This window comes from Acetobacter zythi (assembly GCF_963921165.1).
Taxonomy (GTDB): domain Bacteria; phylum Pseudomonadota; class Alphaproteobacteria; order Acetobacterales; family Acetobacteraceae; genus Acetobacter.
Genome location: NZ_CAWUEO010000012.1, coordinates 107483 through 126502 on the forward strand (window position 1 = coordinate 107483; position 19020 = coordinate 126502).

Genomic DNA, 19020 nt, shown 5'->3' on the forward strand with positions numbered 1-19020 from the left:
GGGCTAAAAAACGCCAGTTATTGCGGCGTCCATGTTTTGGTTTTGAAGTTGTGGTGCCCTTCAATAAAGCGGGACGTGCCGGATTTGGAACGCATGACCAGCGAGTGCGTGACCGCCTGATGTGGGTACTGCCGCACGCCGCGCAGCAGCGCACCCGTGGTCACACCCGTGGCGGAGAACAGCACGGAACCTGCGGCCATGTCGTGCAGGTCCAGCTTGCGGTCGGGGTTTTTGCCGGGGTTCATCTTCTGGGCGCGTTCGCGCTGGGCGTCGTCTTCAAACAGAAGGCGGCCCTGCATCTGGCCTTCCACGCAGCGTACGGCAGCGGCGGTCAGCACCCCTTCTGGCGCACCACCGGAGCCGACGTAAATATCGACCTGACTGCTGTCCAGACAGGCGGCAATGCCACCGGCCACATCGCCATCGCTCAGCAGGCGCACGCGGGCACCGGCGGCGCGGGCGCGGGCAATCATTTCCTCATGCCGTTCGCGGTCGAGCGTGCACAGCAGCAGGTCCTGCACACTTTTGCCACGGGCTTTGGCAAGGTTCTTCAGGTTGGTTTCAATCGTGTTTTCAAGGTCCACAACGCCTGCGGGCAGGTTGGGGCCAACCACGATCTTGTCCATGTACACGTCCGGCGCGTGCAAGAAGTTGCCGCGTTCGGCCAGTGCGACCACGGTAATGGCGTTTGGCATGTCCTTGGCGCACAGGTTGGTGCCTTCCAGCGGGTCCACGGCAATGTCCATGGCAGGGCCACCGGACCCCACTTTTTCGCCAATATAGAGCATGGGCGCTTCGTCCATTTCGCCCTCACCAATGACCACGGTGCCATCAATGGCCACGGTGTCAAAGGCAATGCGCATGGCTTCCACCGCTGCACCATCTGCGTCGTTCTTGCGGCCACGGCCCGTCCAGCGGGCAGAGGCAAGGGCCGCTGCTTCGGTCACGCGCACCAGCTCAAGTGCTAGATTGCGGTCAGAAACAACGAAGGGAGAGGGGCCAATGGAATCAGACATGAGAAAGCGGGATCCTTAATTGCACAATCGATCGTAAGGCAGGGGCAAGGCTGGGCCTGAGGGGGTTCTCAGGCGGCCTCGATCCGGATCACGACTGTGGAGTCTGTCACAACATTCAGGGCGTCAATCCGGGTAACGGCGTCCTGCATAGCCGCCTCGGATGTCCGATGTGTGACCAGAACAAGGGGAACATAAGGCGTGCTGTCATTTTCCGCCGGGTGCTGGAGCATGCTGCGGAGCGATACCCCACAGTCACGCAGGATGGCGGTAATGTCGGCAATAACACCGGGGCGGTCTTCCACCATAAGGCGCAGGTAGAATGCACCTTCCCCGCTGGAAATGGGGCAGGCCCGCAGCGGGGGCAGGGTGCTGCTGCGCACGCCCCACACGGCAATGGTGTTGCCGCGCGCAATGTCCACCAGATCAGCCGTGACCGCACTGGCCGTGGGGCCAGCCCCGGCGCCGCGTCCTTCGATCATGATCCGGCCAACAAATTCGCCTTCAGCCACCACGGCGTTGAACACCCCGTCCACCTGCGCAAGGGGGGCGTGCTGGGGCACAAGGCAGGGCGTTACGCGCGCATGCAACCCGGCATCGCCCATGCTGGCAAGGCCAAGCAGCTTGATCCGGTAGCCAAGAGCGCGGGCAAAGGTCTGGTCCACCGCACCTATGCGGCGGATACCCTCCACATGCACACTGTCAAACGCCACGGGCTGGCCAAAGGCAAGACCTGCCAGAATGGTCAGCTTGTGGGCCGCATCCAGCCCGTCCACATCGGTGGAGGGGTCGGCTTCCGCATAGCCAAGGTCCTGCGCGTCCTTGAGCACGGTGGCAAAGTCCTTGCCCGTCTCCCGCATGACGGTGAGGATATAGTTGCATGTGCCGTTGAGAATACCGCCCACGCGCAGCAGGCGGTCTGCCGCCAGCCCCTCGCGCACGGTTTTAATGGCGGGAATGCCGCCTGCAACCGCTGCTTCAAACAGCAGGGGGGCGTTGTTGTCCGCACTCAGGCGGGCAAGGGTGGAACCATGCAGGGCCAGCAGGGCCTTGTTGGCGGTCACGACCGGTTTGCCAGCTTTGAGTGCGGCTTCCACCAGTGTGCGGGCTGTGCCTTCGGCCCCGCCAATCAGTTCCACCACCACGTCCACATCCGGGTCGTTCACCAGATCGGCGGCGTTGTCGTACCAGCGCAGGGTGGACACATCCACCCCACGGTCGCGCGTGCGGTCGCGGGCACTCACGGCCACAACCTCCAGCGCGCGGCCAGCGCGTGTGCTCAGCAGGTCCGCGTTGGCGCGCAAAAGGCGGATAACACCCGCGCCAACCGTGCCAAGCCCAGCAATACCAAGACGAAGAGGGGAAGAAGAGGAACGGGATGTCACGGTGCAACAGACTCCGGTTTTTGGGCTGGGTTGGAGGAGGGAGGGGCCTTAACGCCGTGGGCCGCCATAAAGCCCTTGATGGAGCGCAGGGCCTGACGCAGGCGGTGTGTGTTTTCCACCAGTCCGATCCGGACGTGGTCATCACCATATTCACCAAAGCCAAGGCCGGGGGCTACGGCAACGCCTGCTTCTTCAAGCAGAAGTTTGGAAAAGGCGACACTCCCCATCTCGCGGAAGGGTTCGGGAATGGGCGCCCATGCGAACATGGAGCCTTCGGGGGAGGGCACATCCCACCCGGCGGAGTGCAGGCCCTTGATCAGCACATCGCGCCGGTCCTTGTACAGGTTGCGCAGGTCGGCCACACAATCCTGCGGGCCGTTCAGTGCTGTGACAGCGGCAACCTGAATGGGGGTAAAGGCCCCGTAATCCAGATAGGATTTAATCCGGGTCAGGGCTGCAATCAGCCGTTCGTTGCCTGCGGCAAAGCCCACGCGCCAGCCTGCCATGGAGTACGTTTTGGACAGGGAGGTAAATTCCACCGCAATGTCACGCGCACCGGGTACGGCCAGAATGGACGGGGGAACCAGATCGCCAAAATAGATTTCCGCATAGGCAAGGTCGGACAGAATCCAGATTTCCTCGCGCCGGGCAAAGGCGACCAGTTCCTTGTAAAAATCCAGATCAGCCAGATACGCCGTGGGGTTGGACGGGAAGTTGACAATCAGCGCCGTGGGCTTGGGCACGGAGTGGCGCACCGCACGGTGGAGGGCGCGCAGCATGTCCTCGTTCGGGGTGGCGGGGATGGAACGCACGGACGCGCCAGCAATAATGAACCCGAACTGGTGAATGGGGTAGGAGGGGTTGGGCACCAGAATGGTGTCCCCCGGGCTGGTAATGGCGGAGGCCAGATTGGCCAGCCCTTCCTTGGAGCCAAGGGTCACAATCACTTCGCTGTCGGGGTTGAGCTTGACGTTAAAGCGCCGGTCATAATACCCCGCCACGGCCTTGCGCAGGCCGGGAATGCCACGGCTGACCGAGTAGCGGTGCGAGCGCGGGTCGTTCACCGTCTCGATCAGTTTGCTGACGATATGGGGCGGGGTGGGGGTGTCCGGGTTGCCCATGCCAAGGTCAATAATATCCTCGCCCCGTGCGCGCGCTGCTGCCTTGGCCTGATTGACAGAGGCAAACACGTAAGGCGGCAGGCGGCGGATGCGATGGAACTCTTCGGTCATGGACTTTAGGTGCTCTGAAAGGACAGGGGACACGCCCCCTGTAGGATGAAGGGAGAGAGCATAGTAATCGCCAAAATGGAACAGGCAACTCCTCTGGATGCAAAACCGCTGTGCGGGCGTGTTTTTACCTGTTGTCGGGCTGGTCTGCTGGTTGATCCGTGGGTGGCGTGGGGGCAGGGGGCGGGACGACCACCTTGGCCCCTGTTCCAAACGCATCGCCGCGCACGGTTATGGCGCTGGCGGGTATGCCGCGCTGGCCCAGCTCCGTTGCAAGGCGCTGGGCGCGCAGGAGTCCAAGGCGCACGGCATCGGACTGGTCCTGAGCGCTCATGGAGGCGGCATCTCCAAACCCGCGAATAATCAGGGGGCCGTGGGACCATTTCTGCACAATTTTGTCCAACTCTGGCTCCTGCCCGCTGGAGAGCTGGTCGGACTGGGGAACAAAGTGGAAGGCCGTGCCTTTAATGTCCGTCAGGTCATAATTGGGGCGCACGGCATCGGGGAGATGCGCATCCGAAGGAACGTCAAAACCGGGGAAGCTGGGGGCCGTAGGTGGGCTTTGCGGTATTTGTGGAATCTGGTCGGGCCGGAGTTCGGGAATGTCCGCTTTTTTGTGCACTTCGGGCATGGCAACTTCTGCCTCCTCGGGTGCTGGGGCGGTTGCTTTTGTCTCGGTGGGTAAGGTGGACACGGTGGATACGGCATGGCGCAGGGGCGCGCGCGCGCTCTGCTGGGGGGAGGTGTCTGCCGCGTCCATAATTGCCCCGCTCACACCTTCGGGCAGGGTGGTCTGGGCTTTTTTGCCGCCCGCTTTGCCGCCTGCATTGGGGGGAGGCGGGATATCGGGGATCATCGACCCGTTGGCGGCTACGGTCCGGTAGGTCAGGTTACGGTCACGGGTGAGCTGTTCGCTCAACAGCTCACGCGCTTGGGATGAGGGCACCTCGGGCACCTCCGTCGGGGTCAGGCCCACTTTGGGGAAGGGGTCGTAGCGGCCCGGTGGCGGTGGACGCTGCTCGGCAATGGCCCCGCCGCGCAGGCTGCGCGTCCAGTCCAGAGTTGTATCAATCGCATCCTGGTGCCGACAGCCGGTTATGGCGCTCCCCGAGGCAAGAAGAGCGGCCATGCAGGCAGCCTGCATAAAGCGGGCGGGCCGGGGGGTGGGCATCCGGCTGGTCGGCTTTTGCTCCAGAGGGGGCTGCTGCATGGCGGGGTGACTGCTCCGAAAAACCTGACATAAACTGCGCCGCACCTTACCCTTTTCCCTCCCCCGTGGCGAGAGAGCGCATGATTGCCCCTTGGCAGGCACGTTCGGGCAGCGCAGGATAAGAGAATGAACACTGATACGGAACAATGTGCGGAGACAGCAATGACGGGCATTTTCTCCCGTAACGCCATCAGGCTGGACGATGAGCCGGAAACCCCGGAAACCCCCGAAAAAGAGGAAGGCAAAGCCTCTGGCGCCCCGCAGGGCGAACTGGAGCACAAGCTGTTCAAGCAGCGTAAGGTGCTTATTTTTGGTGGGATAAACGACAAGGTCGCGCGTGACGTAACCGGTCGTCTGCTGGCGCTGGCCGGTGAATCTGACAAGCCGATTGATGTGTATGTCAATTCCCCCGGCGGGCATGTGGAAAGTGGCGACACGATCCATGACATGATCCGCTTTGTCGATTCGGTGGCTCCGGTCAACATGATCGGCACAGGCTGGGTGGCTTCCGCTGGTGCGCTTATTTTTGCCGCAGGCCACAAGGACCGCCGATTCTGCCTGCCCAACACGCGTTTTCTGCTCCACCAGCCCATGGGTGGCGTGCGCGGTCCGGCAACCGATATTGATATCGAAGCACGCGAGATCATTAAAATGCGTGAACGCCTGAACCACCTGTTCGCGCGTGAAACCGGGCAGTCGTACGAAAAAGTCGTCAAGGACACGGACCGCAACTACTGGATGTCCGCAAAAGAGGCGATAGATTACGGTTTAGTGACCAAGATCATTTCTAAGCTGGCTGATCTGCACTAACACGGGGGCGTCCGCCGCCATTTTCGGTTACGGGAATGGCGGCATGTTTCAGGTTTATTGGACCTTCCGACGTTCCAGCCACTCAGGGCCGGTTGCAAAAAGGGGAGGTCCCCAGATAACGGGTTCCTCACATGGGTTCTCTGAGCGATATTTATTCCCGCCTGCCGGAAAGTATGGATGACCTTCCTGCTCCCCCTAACGCCGAGGCTGTAGCCGAAGCGGATTTTCGCGCACGCCATTGGCTAAGCCCCATCCGCGGGCCGCTCAAACCGGGTTCGGATGCGCACAAGCGCGCGCTGGCGGAAATGTTCCGCGAGACGTTTAATCCGTACAAGCCATCGGTCATTGACTGGCCCAAGCTCGACCCCGAAACCCTGCACCGCGTAACCTCCCTGCCAATCTGGGATATTGCCGTGCAGACCGAAGGCAAGGCACGCCTGCGCATGGCCGCCTACGCCCGCCTTGTTACGGACCCCGATGTAAAAGACGCCATCTCGCGCAATGCGTGGGAAGAAAACCGGCACAAGGAAGTGCTGTCCAAAATGGTGGCGGCTTACAACATTCCCATGGCGCCAGAGCCTCCGTATATTGAACCCAAGGACGTGGAGTGGGCCTATCTGGTCACCGGTTTTTCGGAATGTGTGGATAGCTTTTTTGCCTTTGGCATGTTCGAACTGGCCAAGCGTTCAGGCTACTTCCCCGAAGCGCTGACCGACACGTTTGAGCCGATCATGCAGGAAGAATGCCGCCATATCCTGCTGTTCGCCAACTGGCTGGCCTGGTACCGCGCGGTTATGCCCTGGTGGCGCCGCCCGTTCTTTGAAGCCAAGGTGTGGGCTGTGTGGGGCTTTTTGGCCTACGAACGCATGAGCCTTGCCCGCACAGTGGATGACAGCGGGGAGGTCCATACGCAGGACAACAACTTTACCGTGACCGGCACCAAGGAAGTAACCAACATCCAGATCAGCCTGCCCGACTTTATGGAGCTGTGTCTGGAGGAAGATGACCGCCGCTTTGCCGGGTATGACCCCCGCCTGCTGCGCCCGACCACAACCCCCGCCATTGCCCGCGTTATCCGCAATGCTGGCCGGGTGTGGGAATTTGCTTCGGGTATTTTCAAGGCCAACGGCAAAAAAGCCGCCTGAGCTTTATTTGTTTTTACGCGTTTTTGCTGGCAGCCTGCTCCTTTATGGGGGCAGGCTGTTTTGCTTTGGGCGCGCCCTTATGCCGCTCAACCCGTGTGGTCATATGAGAGGTGTAAAACCCTACCCACCCGCGTAAGCTTGCCCCAGGGCACAGCATACCCCGGCAAGGCACTCAGGCATTGCGGGGTATGAGACGCAAAAAACACAGGAGCAATTGTGCAATGACCGAGTATTCCCCTCCACGGGTGTGGGTCTGGAACAGGGGGGCAGGGGGTGCGTTTGCAAGCACCAACCGCCCGGTGGCTGGCCCTACGCATGATCAGGCTTTGCCCGTGGGCAGGCATCCGTTGCAGTTATACTCCCTTGCCACGCCGAATGGGGTCAAGGTGACCACCATGCTGGAAGAGCTTCTGGCGCTCGGCCACGAGGGGGCCGAATACGATGCATGGCTGATCCGTATTGGCGAAGGGGACCAGTTTGGCAGCGGATTTGTGGAGGTAAACCCCAACTCCAAAATTCCTGCCATGGTGGACCGTAGTGGACCTGAGCCGATCCGTGTTTTTGAATCCGGCTCCATTTTGCTCTATCTGGCCGAAAAGTTTGGGGCGTTCCTTCCCAAGGACCATCAGGGCCGGACCGAATGCCTGAACTGGCTGTTCTGGCAGATGGGGAGCGCTCCGTATGTGGGCGGTGGCTTTGGGCATTTTTACGCCTACGCGCCACACAAAATAGAATACGCCATTGACCGTTTTGCCATGGAGACCAAGCGCCAGCTTGATGTGCTCAACCGTAAGCTGGCCCAGAGCCGCTATATTGCGGGGGATGAGTACACCATTGCCGATATGGCCATTTTTCCGTGGTATGGCTGGCTGGTGGAAGGCTGGCTGTACAACGCCGCCGAGTTTTTGCAGGTGCAGGAATACCAGCATGTGCAACGCTGGGCCACAGAACTGCTGGCGCGGCCCGCTGTGCGGCGTGGGCGCATGGTCAACCGCACATTTGGAGACCCCGCCAGCCAGTTGCACGAACGCCATGACGCCAGCGACTTTGCGACCAAAACGCAGGATAAGGTGGGGGAGTGAGGGGTATAAAAACGCGCGGTAAACCAATGAGTTTTTGAAAAAAGTATAACGCGGGATTTTATGCCGCGAATATGCGGCTGCTGCCAGAAAAACCGTTCAGATTTTTTTGCGTATGAACCTGAATGGTGTGGTCTGCATGTTTTTCAAACCCCTCCCAAGACCCCGCTTTTCTGTTGCGCGGCTCTTGGGAGAGGGCTTTAGCAGATCAGGATTTTTTTACAAATTCGGACTTCAGGTTCATGGCCCCAATGCCATTTATCTTGCAGGCAATGTTGTGTCCGTCCGAGCCATCGACCAGCTTGATGTTCTTGACCTTGGTACCACTTTTAACCACCAGCGAAGACCCTTTGACCTTAAGGTCCTTGGTCACGGTAATGGTGTCACCATCGCTCAGAACATTGCCGTTGGCATCGTGGATGGCGCCTGTGCCATCGGTATCTGTGGCCGTGGTGGACAATTCGTTCCATTCATGCGCGCATTCGGGGCAGACCCACAGCCCGCCATCCTGATAAATATGCTCACAGCCGCATTGCGGACATTTTTGTTCGTCGCTCATGGTCATCCCCCCGTGGTTGCAATGCGGGGCAACCTAATACATGCGCCGGGGAATAGAAATAGCGGGCCAAAAGAGCAGGCCAATGCGTGGTTGGTCCACCAGAGCCAAAGGGGGGGGGAGCTTATACGCCGCTTACGCAGGGCATACGGGTTTGCGGTGCGCGCGCACACACAACAGCACACTGAGCACCACGCAGCCAAAAGCTAGCGTTTCCGTGCCGGTAGGCAGGCGTTGCTCCCATACAAAACCGTAGAAGAGGGAAAACAGGGTTTCGAACAAAATCATCTGCCCCACCAGTGTAAGTGGGAGAAGCTGGTTCATTCTGTTCCACAACGCATTGCCAGTAATGGATGCCAGCAGAGCTACTCCCGCACTGACCAGCGCAAAGTTGCGCCATTGCTCCAGCCCGTGCTGCGAGCTGTCCAGCAGCAGGGCTAGGGGGAGCAGGACCACGCTTTGCGCGCCGGTTGCAAGCCCGGTCAGCAGGTTCCAGTCATGGGCGGAAAAATGCCTCTGGCGTGCAAGGGCGCGGCTGTTACCCACGGCATAGAGCGTCCATGACCCAAGGGCGGCCACGGCGCAGAACAGGCCCAGAAGGGGCGCGCGGGCTGTGGTGTGCATGTGGGTGTGCATGGCCTGCCAGCCAATGCAGGCGGCCCCGGTCATGCAGAGCATAAGGGAGGGCAGCAGCTTGCTTAAGGGGAGCGCATCCTTGTCCCGGCTACCGACAAGTGTGACCAGCACAGGCAAAAAGCCAATAATAAGCGTGGTCGTGGTAATGCCCCCGTTTTTGACCGCGCTGGAGAGCAGAACATAATAGGCCGTATTACCCGCAAAAGAGAGCCAGTTCAGTGTCCACCACGTGCGCAGGCTTACAGTGTGGCTGAGCACCCGCCAGCGTGGGGCCACCATGGCGGCGGCAAACAAACCGTACAGCACGTAGCGGCCACAGGCCATTTCCAGCGCGGTAAAGCTGCGGATCAGTTCCGGGGCCAAAAAGACCAGCCCCCACAAAGCCCCGGCCCCAACACCACAGGCAATGCCTTTGCCAAGGTTATGGTGTTCGGCTGGGTTGTGCATGGGTTGTGCCGCCTTGGGTCGGGTGTGGGCCAGTTGGCTCCATGTGTCGTGGAGCGTCTGGAGCGCGTGTTATTGAGTGCGTCTCTTAGCCATAAATGCACCAACTATGCAATTTGCCAGCGGGGCGGGTTTTTTGCAGGCGGCGTGAGGGTTGGGGCATATGGCCGTTGGTCTGGGGGGTGGAAACAGCCTTTTTGTATCAGGCGTTTCCAAAACGTCTGTAACGGAAGGGGGGTGGTGTTTGCGGGCGTTGGGCAATAGCCTGCATGACCTGCCCGTGATCGGGGGCCTTGTGGCACACCGGGTCTGCGGCATCCGCTTTGCCTGCAAGGGCAAGGGCCTGACAGCGGCATCCCCCCCAGTCTTCCTCCTTGAACGCGCAGGACTGGCAGGGTTGGGGCATCCAGTCCGTGCCACGGAACAGGTTGAAAATAGGGGCGTCTTCCCATATGGCGGCAAGGCTGGCCTCGCGCACAGTGGGGAAGGTTATGTTGGGTATGGTTTCCGCCGCGTGGCAGGGGAGCACCTTGCCCGTGGGGGTAATGTTCAAAAACCGCTGGCCCCACCCACCCATGCAGGGTTTTGGCCGGTCTTCGTAATAATCGGGGGTAACAAAATCTATGCTCATGCGCCCGGCAAGCTTTGTGCGCGCCGCAGTAACGGCTCTGGTTGTGGCATCAATCTGGGCGCGGTCGGGCAGGAGGGCATCGCGGTTGAGCAGGCCCCAGCCATAGTACTGGGTGTGGGCAATTTCCACCCGTCTTGCGCCAAGCTGTTCGGCCAGTTCCAGCATGGCGGGCACGCGCTCGGCATTTTGGCGGTGGATCACAAAGTTGAGCGTGAGCGGAATGCCCTCGGCGGTAATCAGGCGCGCGGCTTCCAGCTTTCTGGCGTGGGCACCGGCCATGTTGGCAATGCGGTCCGCGCTGGCAGGGGCCACGTCCTGAAAGGAGAGCTGGATATGGTCCAGACCGGCATCGGCCAGTGCGCGCAGGCTTTCGGGGCGGATGAGCACGCCCGATGTAATCAGGTTGGAATACAGGCCCGCACTGGCGGCATGGCGCACCAGTTCGGGCAGGTCCGGGCGGGCCATGGGTTCCCCGCCTGAAAAATGCACCTGCAACACACCCATAGAGGCCGCCTCGTCCAGCACGCGCTGCCACTCTGTTGTGCCCAGTTCCTGCGTTCTGGGGTCCAGCATAAGCGGGTTGGAGCAGTAGGGGCATTGCAGCGGGCAGCGGTGGGTTAACTCTGCCAGCAGGCTCATGGGGGGCGGGGGAGCGCTCATGCCTGCAGCAGAACCTGTTTTTCGGCCAGTTCCGCCACCATGGCCTGAACGTCATGCGCAATAACCGTGCGGGGGGCATCAAACTTTTCGGCCAGCAGGTCGATGATTGCGCCCAGTGTGCGTGCGCCATCCACCAGTTGCAGCACTTCGGCGGCAACCGGGTCGGCATGAAAAGCGCGCTCGGGGGCCTGAATAAACCAGACCTCCCGCACGCGGTCGTATTGCAGGCGGGCGCCACGGGCAAAGCGCGGCACGGTGGTCTCGGTCATGACTGCGGGGCCTGTGGCCTCCTTCATGCCTGAGGGTCCGGGTGGAATGCGCCCGGTGGTACGCGGCCGGGCACCACATAGGCGTAATCCAGTGCGTCCAGCATGGACCACAGCACGTTGCATTTGAACTTGAGCGCATCCAGCACCGCTGTCTGCTGCTCTGCCGTGCGGGCGTGTTCGCGCACATAGGCCAGAGCAAAAGCGGAATCCTGCGGGGCCTGTGTGAGCCGGGGCTTGAAGTAGGCGAGTGTTTCCTCGGTTACAAAATCATAGTTGCTGAGCATGCCCGCAACCCGTTCGCTGATAATGGTGGGGGAGAACAGCTCGGTCAGGGATGAGGCTATGGCCTCCAGAATGGAGCGTTCGCGCACGAACTGCACGTAGGCTTCCACCGCAAAGCGTGTGCCCGGCAGCAGCCCGTCGAGCGATTCCACATAAGCGCTGTCCAGCCCAAGGCCGCTGGTCAGTTTGAGCCAGCGCGCCACACCGCCCGTGCCGGGTTGTGTGCCATCGTGGTCTTCCAGCCTGCGCCGCCATTCACGCCGCAGTTCCGTGGTGGGCAGGCGGGCCAGCAGGGAGGCGTCCTTGGCGGGAATGCTGGCCTGATAATAGTAGCGGTTCAGCGCCCATGCCTGCACCTGCCCCTTGTTCAGCCTGCCGTCATGCAGTGCGCGGTGGAAGGGGTGCAGGTTGTGGTAGCGTTCCGCCCCAATGGCGCGCAGGGCGGCTTCGAGTTCATCGGGGGTCAGGATGCGGTCGGTCATAGTCTTACCTTCATGCCATCAAAGGCCACGTCCCAGCCTGCGGCCTCGGCCTGCTGGCGTTCGGGGCTGTCGGCCAGCAGAACCGGATTGGAATTGTTGATGTGGATAAGGATTTTGCGGGTCACGTTCAGGTCCGCAAAAGCGGAAAACGTGCCATCGGGCTGGTCTGCAAGAGACATATGGCCCATGCGGTGGCCGGTTTTGCTGCCAAGCCCTGCACGCACCATTTCATCATCAGTCCACAAGGTGCCATCAAAGAACACGGCGTCCGCCCCGCAGATGTGGGCGCGCAGGGCGTCCGTCATCATCGCGCAGCCGGGAATGAACAGGGCGCGGGCTTTGCCATCGGTTATTTCCAGCCCGATGGTCTCGCCATTATTCATGATCTCGGCCGGGTTTTCCGCTTTTTCAGCGTAAAGTGGCACCTTGCCGGGAACCGAAAACGGGGTGATGCAAAAGCCCGGTGGTTCAAGGGCAATCGGGCGGTCCAGCACCATGGGCAGGCGGGGCACTAGTGTGCGGTCGAGCGCTGTAAAAATGGGGTTGGCGTCCAACTGGTCCAGCACCGGCTGCGTTGCGTAGAGCACAAACGCCTGTCGTTCGCGCAGGGTGAGCAGGCCGGTAATGGCGTCAATTTCGCCACTGGTCAGCACAACCCCGGCAATGGGGGTGGAGCGCAGGCCCGTGCGGGGGTGCAGGTCCGGGGTCTGGTTGATCTGGGTCCGCAGGTCGGGCGAGGCGTTGAGCACGTACCACGATGTGCCATCCCCACTGACTGCTATGGAGGCCTGTGTGCGGGCGGGGGCTGCGGGGTCGCCCGCGCGGGCGCGGCGGCAGGCGGGGGCGTTGGAGTTCCATTGCGGAAAACCGCCACCGGCGGCGGCGCCCAGGACAACAATATCAAGCATAAGACGCTTTCTAAACAAAAAAGCCGTCAGGGGGAAAGCCGGTTAGGCACCAACCCGCCTGACGGCTGAGAGAGGGAGACCCCTCTCTTACTTTTTCTGACCGCAGACATAGCTGTTGATTTCTGCGCCCAACGGGATTTCCGTCACTTTTGGTGCGTTCCAGGCCATGATGTTTCTCCTTGGCATTGGGTGTGGTGTGCACAAAACGCAGCCACACATCGCAGGTACGTGCGGTGCGTCAGAGCGGCTTCAGTGTGATGAAAAATACCAAACGTGCAAGGGCCAGCGCCTGCATAAGGGGGGTGCGTGCGCCGTTATCACGGCAGTGTGATGTTCTTGGCGGGCGTGACTGTTTCATTTTGAAACACATTGAACGGCGGCCGCCAGATCAAGCTGCATGGCGCAGCGTGTGGTGGTGGCCAGTCCGCAGGATTCCTCATGCGCCAGCACGCTGGCCAGCCGTGCATCCAGCGCATCTGGTGGCACAATGCAAAACCCGGCGGAGGCATAAAACGGGGCATTCCACGGCACGTTTGCAAATGTGGTCAGTGTAACCCGCCGCAGGCCAAGAGCTTGCCCGGCCTTGCACGCGGTATGGAGCAGGCGGCGGCCCAGCCCTTGGCCTTGTGCTGCCCGTGCGACCGACATTTCCTGTATGTGCAGGTCATTCCCGCAAGGAAGTGCGCTTAAAAACCCGAGCAGGCCCCCGCCTGCATCGGTCCCAACCCAGCAGGTCTGTGCTGCAATGCCGGGCAGATGCGCCGACGGAGGCAGCACATCCCCCTCCGCCAGCCATTCCAGCCCCGGTATGGCGCAAAACGCCTGTGCCGCGTCCCGCTCCAATGCTGGCAGGCTCGTGGCATCGGCCATGCGGGTGCGGCGGATGTGCAGGGTAGGGCTGCCCGTGTGCCTAGCCCCTGCTGCGCGCCCTGCGGGTTCAGGCAGGGGGGAGGGTGCTGGAATCCAGCGTGACAATGAGCGGCACATGGTCGGACGGGCGCTCCATACCGCGTTCGTCCCGGTCGGGGCGGGCGGTTTGCAGGCGTTCGGCCACACGGGGGGAGAGCAGCATGTGGTCGATCCGTAACCCGTTATTACGCGGCCACGCCCCGGCCTGATAGTCCCAGAACGTGTAGGCGGCCCCTGTGGGGTGCAGGGCGCGCAGCGCGTCGGTCAGGCCCAGCCAGCACAAACGCCGCCATGCCGCCCGGCTTTGGGGGCGTACAAGGGCGTCATCAGGGCCAAGGGCGCCGGGGGCGCAGTCCTCCGGGGTTGGGCAGATATTGTAATCCCCTGCCAGCACAAAATCCGTATCCCGGTCCAGAAAGCCTTGTGCGCGTGCGGTCAGGGCGTCCAGAAATGCCAGCTTGGTTGCGTAGCCCTGCTCCGCGCCAGAGTTGCCATTGGGCAGGTACAGGTTGCCCAGCACCAGATTTTGGGTGCGGACCTCCACATACCGGGCGGCGGGGTCGGTAAAGCCGGGCAGGTGTTCGGTTGTGACCTCAAACGCCCCCCGTACCAGTGTTGCAACCCCGTTATAGGATTTTTGGCCCACAACAGCGCAGCCATAGCCCGCCTGCTCAAATACCGCTGCGGGAAAGAGCGGGGTATCGCATTTGATTTCCTGCAACATCAGCACATCGGGCTGCTCGCGCGTTAGCCAGTCCAGCACCAGATCCTGCCGCAGGCGCACCGAATTGATGTTCCATGTTGCGATTTTCATGCGAGGGAAAAGCTCGTGCCACACCCGCAGGAGGAGGCCGCGTTGGGGTTGGTAATGGCAAAATGCGCCCCCATCAGCTTGTCCTCAAACTCCAGTTGCGCCCCCGCCAGCAGGTCCAGACTTGTGGGGTCCACAACCACCAGTGCTCCGTTTTTTTCTATGCGCACGTCATCGGGCGCCAACCCGTCTGGAGGGGTGAGGATGAACTGGTACTGGAACCCGTTACACCCCCCGGCCTCCACCGCTACGCGCAGGGCAACCGGGGCCTCCTGCGGGGTGGGGGCGCTGGCCTGTTTTTTGGCCACCACGCTGGCAATGCGGCTGGCCGCGGAATCGGAGACGGAAAAAGAAGGGGCTGGCTGTGTCATACCCCATAGATAATCCGCCCGCGTGCCGGTTTGAAGGGGCAAGACGCTTCCAATGGTCAACTTTCCTCCAATAGCCTAAGATTGGGGGGCATGGTCCGTGGGCATTGTGCCACCCGGACAAGCCAAGAGGTGCGTAATGCTGCAAGCCACACAACGCGATGAGCTGATGCCCTATGCCGTGCAGCCCGCAGAAGGCCGGGGCAGGCGGCTGCACGCGGAGCCGGAATCCCTGACCCGCTCGCCATGGCAGCGTGACCGGGACCGGGTGGTCCATTCCTCCGGTTTCAGGCGGTTGCAGTATAAAACGCAGGTGTTCATCAACCACGAGGGCGATTTTTTTCGTACCCGGCTGACCCATTCGCTTGAGGTCGCGCAGGTGGCCCGCTCCATGGCCCGCTACCTGCGGCTGGATGAGGATTTGACCGAGGCCGTGGCACTGGCGCACGACCTTGGGCACACGCCCTTTGGCCATGCGGGGGAGGACGCCCTTGCCGCGCGCATGCACGAATACGGTGGGTTTGACCACAACGCGCAGGCCCTGCGGCAGGTTATGCTGCTGGAGCGGCGCTACCTTGCCTTTGATGGGCTGAACCTGACATGGGAAACACTGGAAGGGCTGGCCAAGCACAACGGCCCCGTGCGCAGGCCCTCCGCCCGACTGGCGGAGGTGGACGCCCTGTTCCCGCTGGATTTGGGCGGCTATGCCTCGGCCGAGGCGCAGGTGGCGGCCCTTGCGGACGATATTGCCTACCACGGGCATGATCTGGACGATGGCGTAAAATCCGGCCTGCTCGCGCTGGATGATCTGGTGGATGTCCCCCTTGTGGGGCAGGCGCTGGCCGAAGCCCGCGCACTGGCCGCCGACCTGCCCACATCGGACACCCGCACCCACCAGCGCATCCGGCACGAAATGGTGCGCCGCGTTATTCATGCGCTGGTGACCGATGTGCTGGTTTGCACACGCGCACGTCTGGCTGATCTGGCCCCGCGGAGTGTGGAGGATATTCGTGCGGCCAATGCCCCGGTTGTGGCCTTTGGTCCGGCTATGGAGGAGGCGAACAAGGGTATTCGCAAATTCCTGTTCGCCAGGCTGTACCGGCACTGGCGGGTCAACCGCATGACCCACAAGGCCCGCCACGTAACGGGGGAGCTGTTCAGGACCCTTACGGAGTCGCCCAACCTGTTGCCAGCCGAATGGCAGCAGCGTCTGGGGGATAAAGATAAGGCAGCCGTGCACCGCACCGTGGCGGATTACGTGGCTTCCATGACCGATCGCTACGCCATGGAAGAACATAGGCGGTTGACGGACCTGTCCGTTGCAGGCTGATAAACGCGTTTGCTGCACCAATTACGGGGTTGAGTGGTCCATGTCCGAGTGTGTTTTCCAGCGTTATCGTCATCATGTTCTGGCCGTTGTGCGGGAACTGTTGCCCGACGTGGCGGAGGAAACGCTGGCCCGCGTGGAGTTGACCCCCACGCGTGACCCCGCCCACGGGGACATGGCCACAAATGCCGCCCTGCTGCTGGCCAAGGCCGCGCGCCGCAAACCGGCCGATATTGCCGCCGACCTTGTGACCGCTTTGCAGAAGGTGGAAGGCATTGCCGCCGTGGCCGCCGCCGGGCCGGGTTTTGTCAACATTACCCTGCACCCCGGTGTGCTGCGTGCCGTGCTGCCCGTGGTGCTGAATGTGGGCGAAACCTATGGCCAGTCGCAGGCAGGCCGTGGTGTTCGGGTGAATGTGGAATATGTGTCCGCCAACCCCACCGGCCCCATGCATGTTGGCCACTGCCGTGGCGCCGTGGTGGGCGATGCACTGGCCAACCTTATGGCCAAGGCCGGGTTTGACGTGACCAAAGAGTTTTACATTAACGATGCGGGTAATCAGGTCAAAGCGCTGGCATGGGCGGCTTACTGGCGTTACCTGCAGGTCCTTGGCACGACCATGGCGCAGGACGATTTTTCGGCCCTTGCCCCCGGTGGTCTGCAATATCAGGGTGAATATCTTATTCCCGTGGGCGAGGCGCTGGCGGCCGAGTTTGGCAACAAACTGGCGGAAGTGGGCGTGGATGGCACCCCCATCCCAGCCCCGGACGCCACATGGCTCGAAACCGTGCGCGGCTTTGCCGTGACCCACATGCTGGGCGCGATCAAGGAAGACCTTGCAGCCCTTGGCGTGCACCATGATGTGTTTTCGTCCGAAGCCGATGTGCTGGCCCGTGGTGTTACCGATGCGGCCATAGACCAGCTTGCCAAGGCTGACCTGCTGTACAATGGCGTGCTGGAACCCCCCAAAGGCAAACTGCCCGATGACTGGGAGGAACGCGAACAGCTCCTGTTCCGCTCCACCAGCTTTGGGGATGACGTGGACCGCCCGCTGCGCAAGTCGGACGGCACAAACACCTATTTTGCCAACGATATTGGCTACCACATGGACAAGGTGGCCCGTGGCGCGCAGGTCATGATTGATGTGTGGGGGGCTGACCACGGCGGTTACGTCAAACGCATGAAGGCCGCCGTAAAGGCGCTTACGGGGGATTCCGTGCCGCTGGAAGTGCTGCTCTGCCAGATCGTGCATATTCTGCGTGATGGCCAGCCGGTCAAAATGTCCAAGCGGGCAGGCACGTTCGTAACCCTGCGCGACCTGATTGACGAGGTCGGGCGGGATGCGGTGCGCTTTACCATGCTCACCCGCAAAAGTGACGCCCAGATGGAGTTTGACCTTGATCTGGTCGTGGCCCAGCAGCGCGACAACCCCGTGTTTTACGTGCAGTACGCCCATGCCCGCTGCCGCTCCGTGCTGCGCAGCGCAGCGGAGGAAGGGGCATATGGCGCCGTGGATAACGCAGGCCTTGCCAGCGCCACGCTGGACAGCCTGAACTCGGATGCGGAAATGGCTCTGGTGCGCCGTCTGGCCGAATGGCCCCGTATGGTGGAAGCCGCGGCCTTTGCGCGTGAGCCGCACCGTATTGCGTTCTATCTGGCCGAACTGGCGGGCGATTTTCATGCACTATGGAACCGTGGGCGGGATGATGCGTCCCTGAGGTTCTTACAATCTGGTGCGGTAGAGGCCACGCGGGCGCGTCTGGCCCTTGTTGCAGCCACGGCAACCGTTATCCGCTCCGGCCTTGCGGTCATGGGTGTGGACCCGGTGGAGGAAATGCGCTGATGAGCGAAGATGATCGCCCCAGTTCCACGGTAGAAGAACGGATCAGCCGTGCGCGTGAGCGCATGAGCATGGATTATGACGACAAACCCGCTACCCGCCCCGCGGCGGGCAACAAATTGGCGGCTGGTAATAAGCTGATGGACCTGTTCACCAGCTTTCTGGGCAGTGAGTCCGGTACCCGGCGGCTGGCCTATGGTGCCGCCGGGCTGGGTGGCCTGCTGGTGCTGGGTATTGGCGGCTGGGCGGTGCTGGGGCACCACCAGAGCGGTATTCCCGTTATGGGGCCACCACCTGTTGCCATGCGCACCAAGCCGGTTGATCCGGGCGGTATGCAACTGGATACGCTGGCCCTGCCCGATGCAGATGCAAACCAGCAGGGTCACCCCGTACCTGCACCTGAAAAACCCAACCCCGCAGCCCTTGCCGCCCAGTATGGCGGCCAGCCAGCACCTGCGGGCACTCCCGCTGGTACTGCGGCTGCCACTGTAGCCCCCACCCCCACCACGGGGGATGGTGCGGCCAAACCCACGGCAGCGGATGCCCCAACGCCCGAACCCGCCGCACCAGACGTGGCGCAGGCCGATGGCGCGGCCCTTAAACCCGTGCCGTCCGACACCCTGCCCACGCAGGGAACCGCCACGGCAGATGCCACAGCGCCCGAACCGCTGAAAGACGCCCCCATTCCCACGGATGATGCCTCCGATGGAGAGGAGGAAGCCGCACCGGCCCCCAAGGCGGCCGCCAAAAAAGTTGCCACGGCGCCGCACGGCACGGCAGGCAAATATCAGGTCCAGCTTGCCGCCCTGCAAACCGAGGCTGAAGCGCAAAAGGAATGGGCACGGCTGAAAACCCGTTACCCAACCCTGTTTGGCGATGTGACCCCGGCCTTTGTCCGCACAGAGCAGAACAACGCCACATTCTACCGCCTGCGGGTGCTGGGCTTTGGCGCTGTGGCGGATGCCAAGGACTTCTGCTCCTCCGTGCGTGAGCGCGGCATGGCCTGCATGGTGGTGCGTCCCTGAC

The 19020-nt window shown here is 61.8% G+C and carries 20 protein-coding genes; 6 read left to right on the top strand and 14 right to left on the bottom strand.

Features of this window, described 5'->3' with window-relative positions:
- Positions 1-17: 17 nt before the first annotated feature.
- The 4 genes from glpX to AABE20_RS06190 form a co-directional block, all read right to left on the bottom strand.
- Positions 18-1016 carry a class II fructose-bisphosphatase gene (gene glpX, locus AABE20_RS06175; protein ID WP_166111769.1) on the bottom strand — a complete coding sequence of 333 codons (999 nt, stop codon included), beginning with the start codon at positions 1014-1016 and terminating at the stop codon, positions 18-20.
- Positions 1017-1084: 68 nt separating this feature from the next.
- On the bottom strand, positions 1085-2398 hold the full coding sequence (locus tag AABE20_RS06180; RefSeq protein WP_338332281.1) for a homoserine dehydrogenase: 1314 nt from the start codon (positions 2396-2398) through the stop codon (positions 1085-1087).
- Entirely contained in the window at positions 2395-3630 is a 1236-nt protein-coding gene (locus AABE20_RS06185; RefSeq protein WP_338332282.1) for an LL-diaminopimelate aminotransferase, read from the bottom strand. Before AABE20_RS06185 ends, AABE20_RS06180 begins: the two co-directional genes overlap by 4 nt.
- Before the next feature lie 124 nt (positions 3631-3754).
- Positions 3755-4837 carry an OmpA family protein gene (locus AABE20_RS06190; RefSeq protein WP_338332283.1) on the bottom strand — a complete coding sequence of 361 codons (1083 nt, stop codon included), beginning with the start codon at positions 4835-4837 and terminating at the stop codon, positions 3755-3757.
- Positions 4838-4963: 126 nt separating this feature from the next.
- Between AABE20_RS06190 and AABE20_RS06195 the strand changes: the two genes are divergently transcribed.
- The 3 genes from AABE20_RS06195 to yghU all read left to right on the top strand — a co-directional run bounded on the left by AABE20_RS06195 (position 4964) and on the right by yghU (position 7874).
- Positions 4964-5647, top strand: a complete 684-nt coding sequence (locus AABE20_RS06195) for an ATP-dependent Clp protease proteolytic subunit (RefSeq protein WP_338332284.1) — start codon at positions 4964-4966, stop codon at positions 5645-5647.
- Positions 5648-5778: 131 nt separating this feature from the next.
- On the top strand, positions 5779-6792 hold the full coding sequence (locus AABE20_RS06200; protein ID WP_338332285.1) for a ferritin-like domain-containing protein: 1014 nt from the start codon (positions 5779-5781) through the stop codon (positions 6790-6792).
- 221 nt (positions 6793-7013) lie between these two features.
- The gene (gene yghU, locus AABE20_RS06205; protein WP_338332286.1) at positions 7014-7874 is read left to right on the top strand and encodes a glutathione-dependent disulfide-bond oxidoreductase; all 861 of its coding nucleotides are present in this window, start codon (positions 7014-7016) and stop codon (positions 7872-7874) included.
- Positions 7875-8079: 205 nt separating this feature from the next.
- On the opposite strand, the gene AABE20_RS06210 is transcribed toward yghU, so the two are convergent.
- The 10 genes from AABE20_RS06210 to AABE20_RS06255 form a co-directional block, all read right to left on the bottom strand.
- The gene (locus tag AABE20_RS06210) at positions 8080-8430 is read right to left on the bottom strand and encodes a zinc ribbon domain-containing protein YjdM (protein ID WP_338332287.1); all 351 of its coding nucleotides are present in this window, start codon (positions 8428-8430) and stop codon (positions 8080-8082) included.
- Positions 8431-8562: 132 nt separating this feature from the next.
- Positions 8563-9510, bottom strand: coding sequence for a DMT family transporter (locus AABE20_RS06215; protein ID WP_338332288.1), 948 nt, complete (start codon positions 9508-9510; stop codon positions 8563-8565).
- 199 nt (positions 9511-9709) lie between these two features.
- The gene (gene pqqE, locus AABE20_RS06220) at positions 9710-10798 is read right to left on the bottom strand and encodes a pyrroloquinoline quinone biosynthesis protein PqqE (protein ID WP_338332289.1); all 1089 of its coding nucleotides are present in this window, start codon (positions 10796-10798) and stop codon (positions 9710-9712) included.
- Positions 10795-11094 carry a pyrroloquinoline quinone biosynthesis peptide chaperone PqqD gene (gene pqqD, locus AABE20_RS06225; protein WP_338332290.1) on the bottom strand — a complete coding sequence of 100 codons (300 nt, stop codon included), beginning with the start codon at positions 11092-11094 and terminating at the stop codon, positions 10795-10797. The genes pqqE and pqqD overlap by 4 nt, the downstream gene beginning before the upstream one ends.
- A complete protein-coding gene (gene pqqC, locus AABE20_RS06230; RefSeq protein ID WP_338332291.1) occupies positions 11091-11831 on the bottom strand; it encodes a pyrroloquinoline-quinone synthase PqqC in 741 nt (246 codons plus the stop codon). Before pqqC ends, pqqD begins: the two co-directional genes overlap by 4 nt.
- A complete protein-coding gene (gene pqqB, locus AABE20_RS06235; RefSeq protein WP_338332292.1) occupies positions 11828-12739 on the bottom strand; it encodes a pyrroloquinoline quinone biosynthesis protein PqqB in 912 nt (303 codons plus the stop codon). The genes pqqC and pqqB overlap by 4 nt, the downstream gene beginning before the upstream one ends.
- A gap of 87 nt (positions 12740-12826) precedes the next feature.
- On the bottom strand, positions 12827-12907 hold the full coding sequence (gene pqqA / locus AABE20_RS06240) for a pyrroloquinoline quinone precursor peptide PqqA (RefSeq protein WP_035370857.1): 81 nt from the start codon (positions 12905-12907) through the stop codon (positions 12827-12829).
- A gap of 186 nt (positions 12908-13093) precedes the next feature.
- Positions 13094-13726: a GNAT family N-acetyltransferase gene (locus AABE20_RS06245; protein ID WP_338332293.1), complete on the bottom strand. Its 633-nt coding sequence runs from the start codon at positions 13724-13726 to the stop codon at positions 13094-13096.
- Entirely contained in the window at positions 13677-14462 is a 786-nt protein-coding gene (locus AABE20_RS06250; RefSeq protein ID WP_338332294.1) for an exodeoxyribonuclease III, read from the bottom strand. The genes AABE20_RS06245 and AABE20_RS06250 overlap by 50 nt, the downstream gene beginning before the upstream one ends.
- Positions 14459-14830: a HesB/IscA family protein gene (locus tag AABE20_RS06255; RefSeq protein ID WP_338332295.1), complete on the bottom strand. Its 372-nt coding sequence runs from the start codon at positions 14828-14830 to the stop codon at positions 14459-14461. The genes AABE20_RS06250 and AABE20_RS06255 overlap by 4 nt, the downstream gene beginning before the upstream one ends.
- 136 nt (positions 14831-14966) lie before the next feature.
- On the opposite strand from AABE20_RS06255, the gene AABE20_RS06260 reads away from it, so the two are divergent.
- Genes AABE20_RS06260 through AABE20_RS06270 form a run of 3 tightly spaced genes read left to right on the top strand, consistent with a single transcriptional unit; the run spans position 14967 to position 19019 of the window.
- Positions 14967-16157: a deoxyguanosinetriphosphate triphosphohydrolase gene (locus AABE20_RS06260; RefSeq protein ID WP_338332296.1), complete on the top strand. Its 1191-nt coding sequence runs from the start codon at positions 14967-14969 to the stop codon at positions 16155-16157.
- 40 nt (positions 16158-16197) lie between these two features.
- Positions 16198-17997, top strand: coding sequence for an arginine--tRNA ligase (gene argS, locus AABE20_RS06265; RefSeq protein ID WP_338332297.1), 1800 nt, complete (start codon positions 16198-16200; stop codon positions 17995-17997).
- Positions 17997-19019 (top strand): SPOR domain-containing protein, encoded by a 1023-nt coding sequence (locus AABE20_RS06270; RefSeq protein ID WP_338332298.1) that lies wholly within the window; start codon positions 17997-17999, stop codon positions 19017-19019. The genes argS and AABE20_RS06270 overlap by 1 nt, the downstream gene beginning before the upstream one ends.
- Position 19020 lies beyond the last annotated feature (1 nt).

Excerpts from the sequence above, each read along its gene's own strand:
- pqqA (WP_035370857.1), bottom strand. The coding sequence starts at position 12,907 with ATGGCCTGGAACGCACCAAAAGTGACGGAAATCCCGTTGGGCGCAGAA.
- AABE20_RS06245 (WP_338332293.1), bottom strand. The coding sequence starts at position 13,726 with ATGTGCCGCTCATTGTCACGCTGGATTCCAGCACCCTCCCCCCTGCCT.
- AABE20_RS06210 (WP_338332287.1), bottom strand. The coding sequence starts at position 8,430 with ATGAGCGACGAACAAAAATGTCCGCAATGCGGCTGTGAGCATATTTAT.
- argS (WP_338332297.1), top strand. The coding sequence starts at position 16,198 with ATGTCCGAGTGTGTTTTCCAGCGTTATCGTCATCATGTTCTGGCCGTT.
- pqqC (WP_338332291.1), bottom strand. The coding sequence starts at position 11,831 with ATGACCGACCGCATCCTGACCCCCGATGAACTCGAAGCCGCCCTGCGC.
- AABE20_RS06195 (WP_338332284.1), top strand. The coding sequence starts at position 4,964 with ATGAACACTGATACGGAACAATGTGCGGAGACAGCAATGACGGGCATT.
- AABE20_RS06190 (WP_338332283.1), bottom strand. The coding sequence starts at position 4,837 with ATGCAGCAGCCCCCTCTGGAGCAAAAGCCGACCAGCCGGATGCCCACC.
- AABE20_RS06200 (WP_338332285.1), top strand. The coding sequence starts at position 5,779 with ATGGGTTCTCTGAGCGATATTTATTCCCGCCTGCCGGAAAGTATGGAT.
- AABE20_RS06260 (WP_338332296.1), top strand. The coding sequence starts at position 14,967 with ATGCTGCAAGCCACACAACGCGATGAGCTGATGCCCTATGCCGTGCAG.
- AABE20_RS06255 (WP_338332295.1), bottom strand. The coding sequence starts at position 14,830 with ATGACACAGCCAGCCCCTTCTTTTTCCGTCTCCGATTCCGCGGCCAGC.
- yghU (WP_338332286.1), top strand. The coding sequence starts at position 7,014 with ATGACCGAGTATTCCCCTCCACGGGTGTGGGTCTGGAACAGGGGGGCA.
- pqqD (WP_338332290.1), bottom strand. The coding sequence starts at position 11,094 with ATGAAGGAGGCCACAGGCCCCGCAGTCATGACCGAGACCACCGTGCCG.
- AABE20_RS06185 (WP_338332282.1), bottom strand. The coding sequence starts at position 3,630 with ATGACCGAAGAGTTCCATCGCATCCGCCGCCTGCCGCCTTACGTGTTT.
- AABE20_RS06270 (WP_338332298.1), top strand. The coding sequence starts at position 17,997 with ATGAGCGAAGATGATCGCCCCAGTTCCACGGTAGAAGAACGGATCAGC.
- pqqE (WP_338332289.1), bottom strand. The coding sequence starts at position 10,798 with ATGAGCGCTCCCCCGCCCCCCATGAGCCTGCTGGCAGAGTTAACCCAC.
- glpX (WP_166111769.1), bottom strand. The coding sequence starts at position 1,016 with ATGTCTGATTCCATTGGCCCCTCTCCCTTCGTTGTTTCTGACCGCAAT.
- AABE20_RS06250 (WP_338332294.1), bottom strand. The coding sequence starts at position 14,462 with ATGAAAATCGCAACATGGAACATCAATTCGGTGCGCCTGCGGCAGGAT.
- AABE20_RS06215 (WP_338332288.1), bottom strand. The coding sequence starts at position 9,510 with ATGCACAACCCAGCCGAACACCATAACCTTGGCAAAGGCATTGCCTGT.
- pqqB (WP_338332292.1), bottom strand. The coding sequence starts at position 12,739 with ATGCTTGATATTGTTGTCCTGGGCGCCGCCGCCGGTGGCGGTTTTCCG.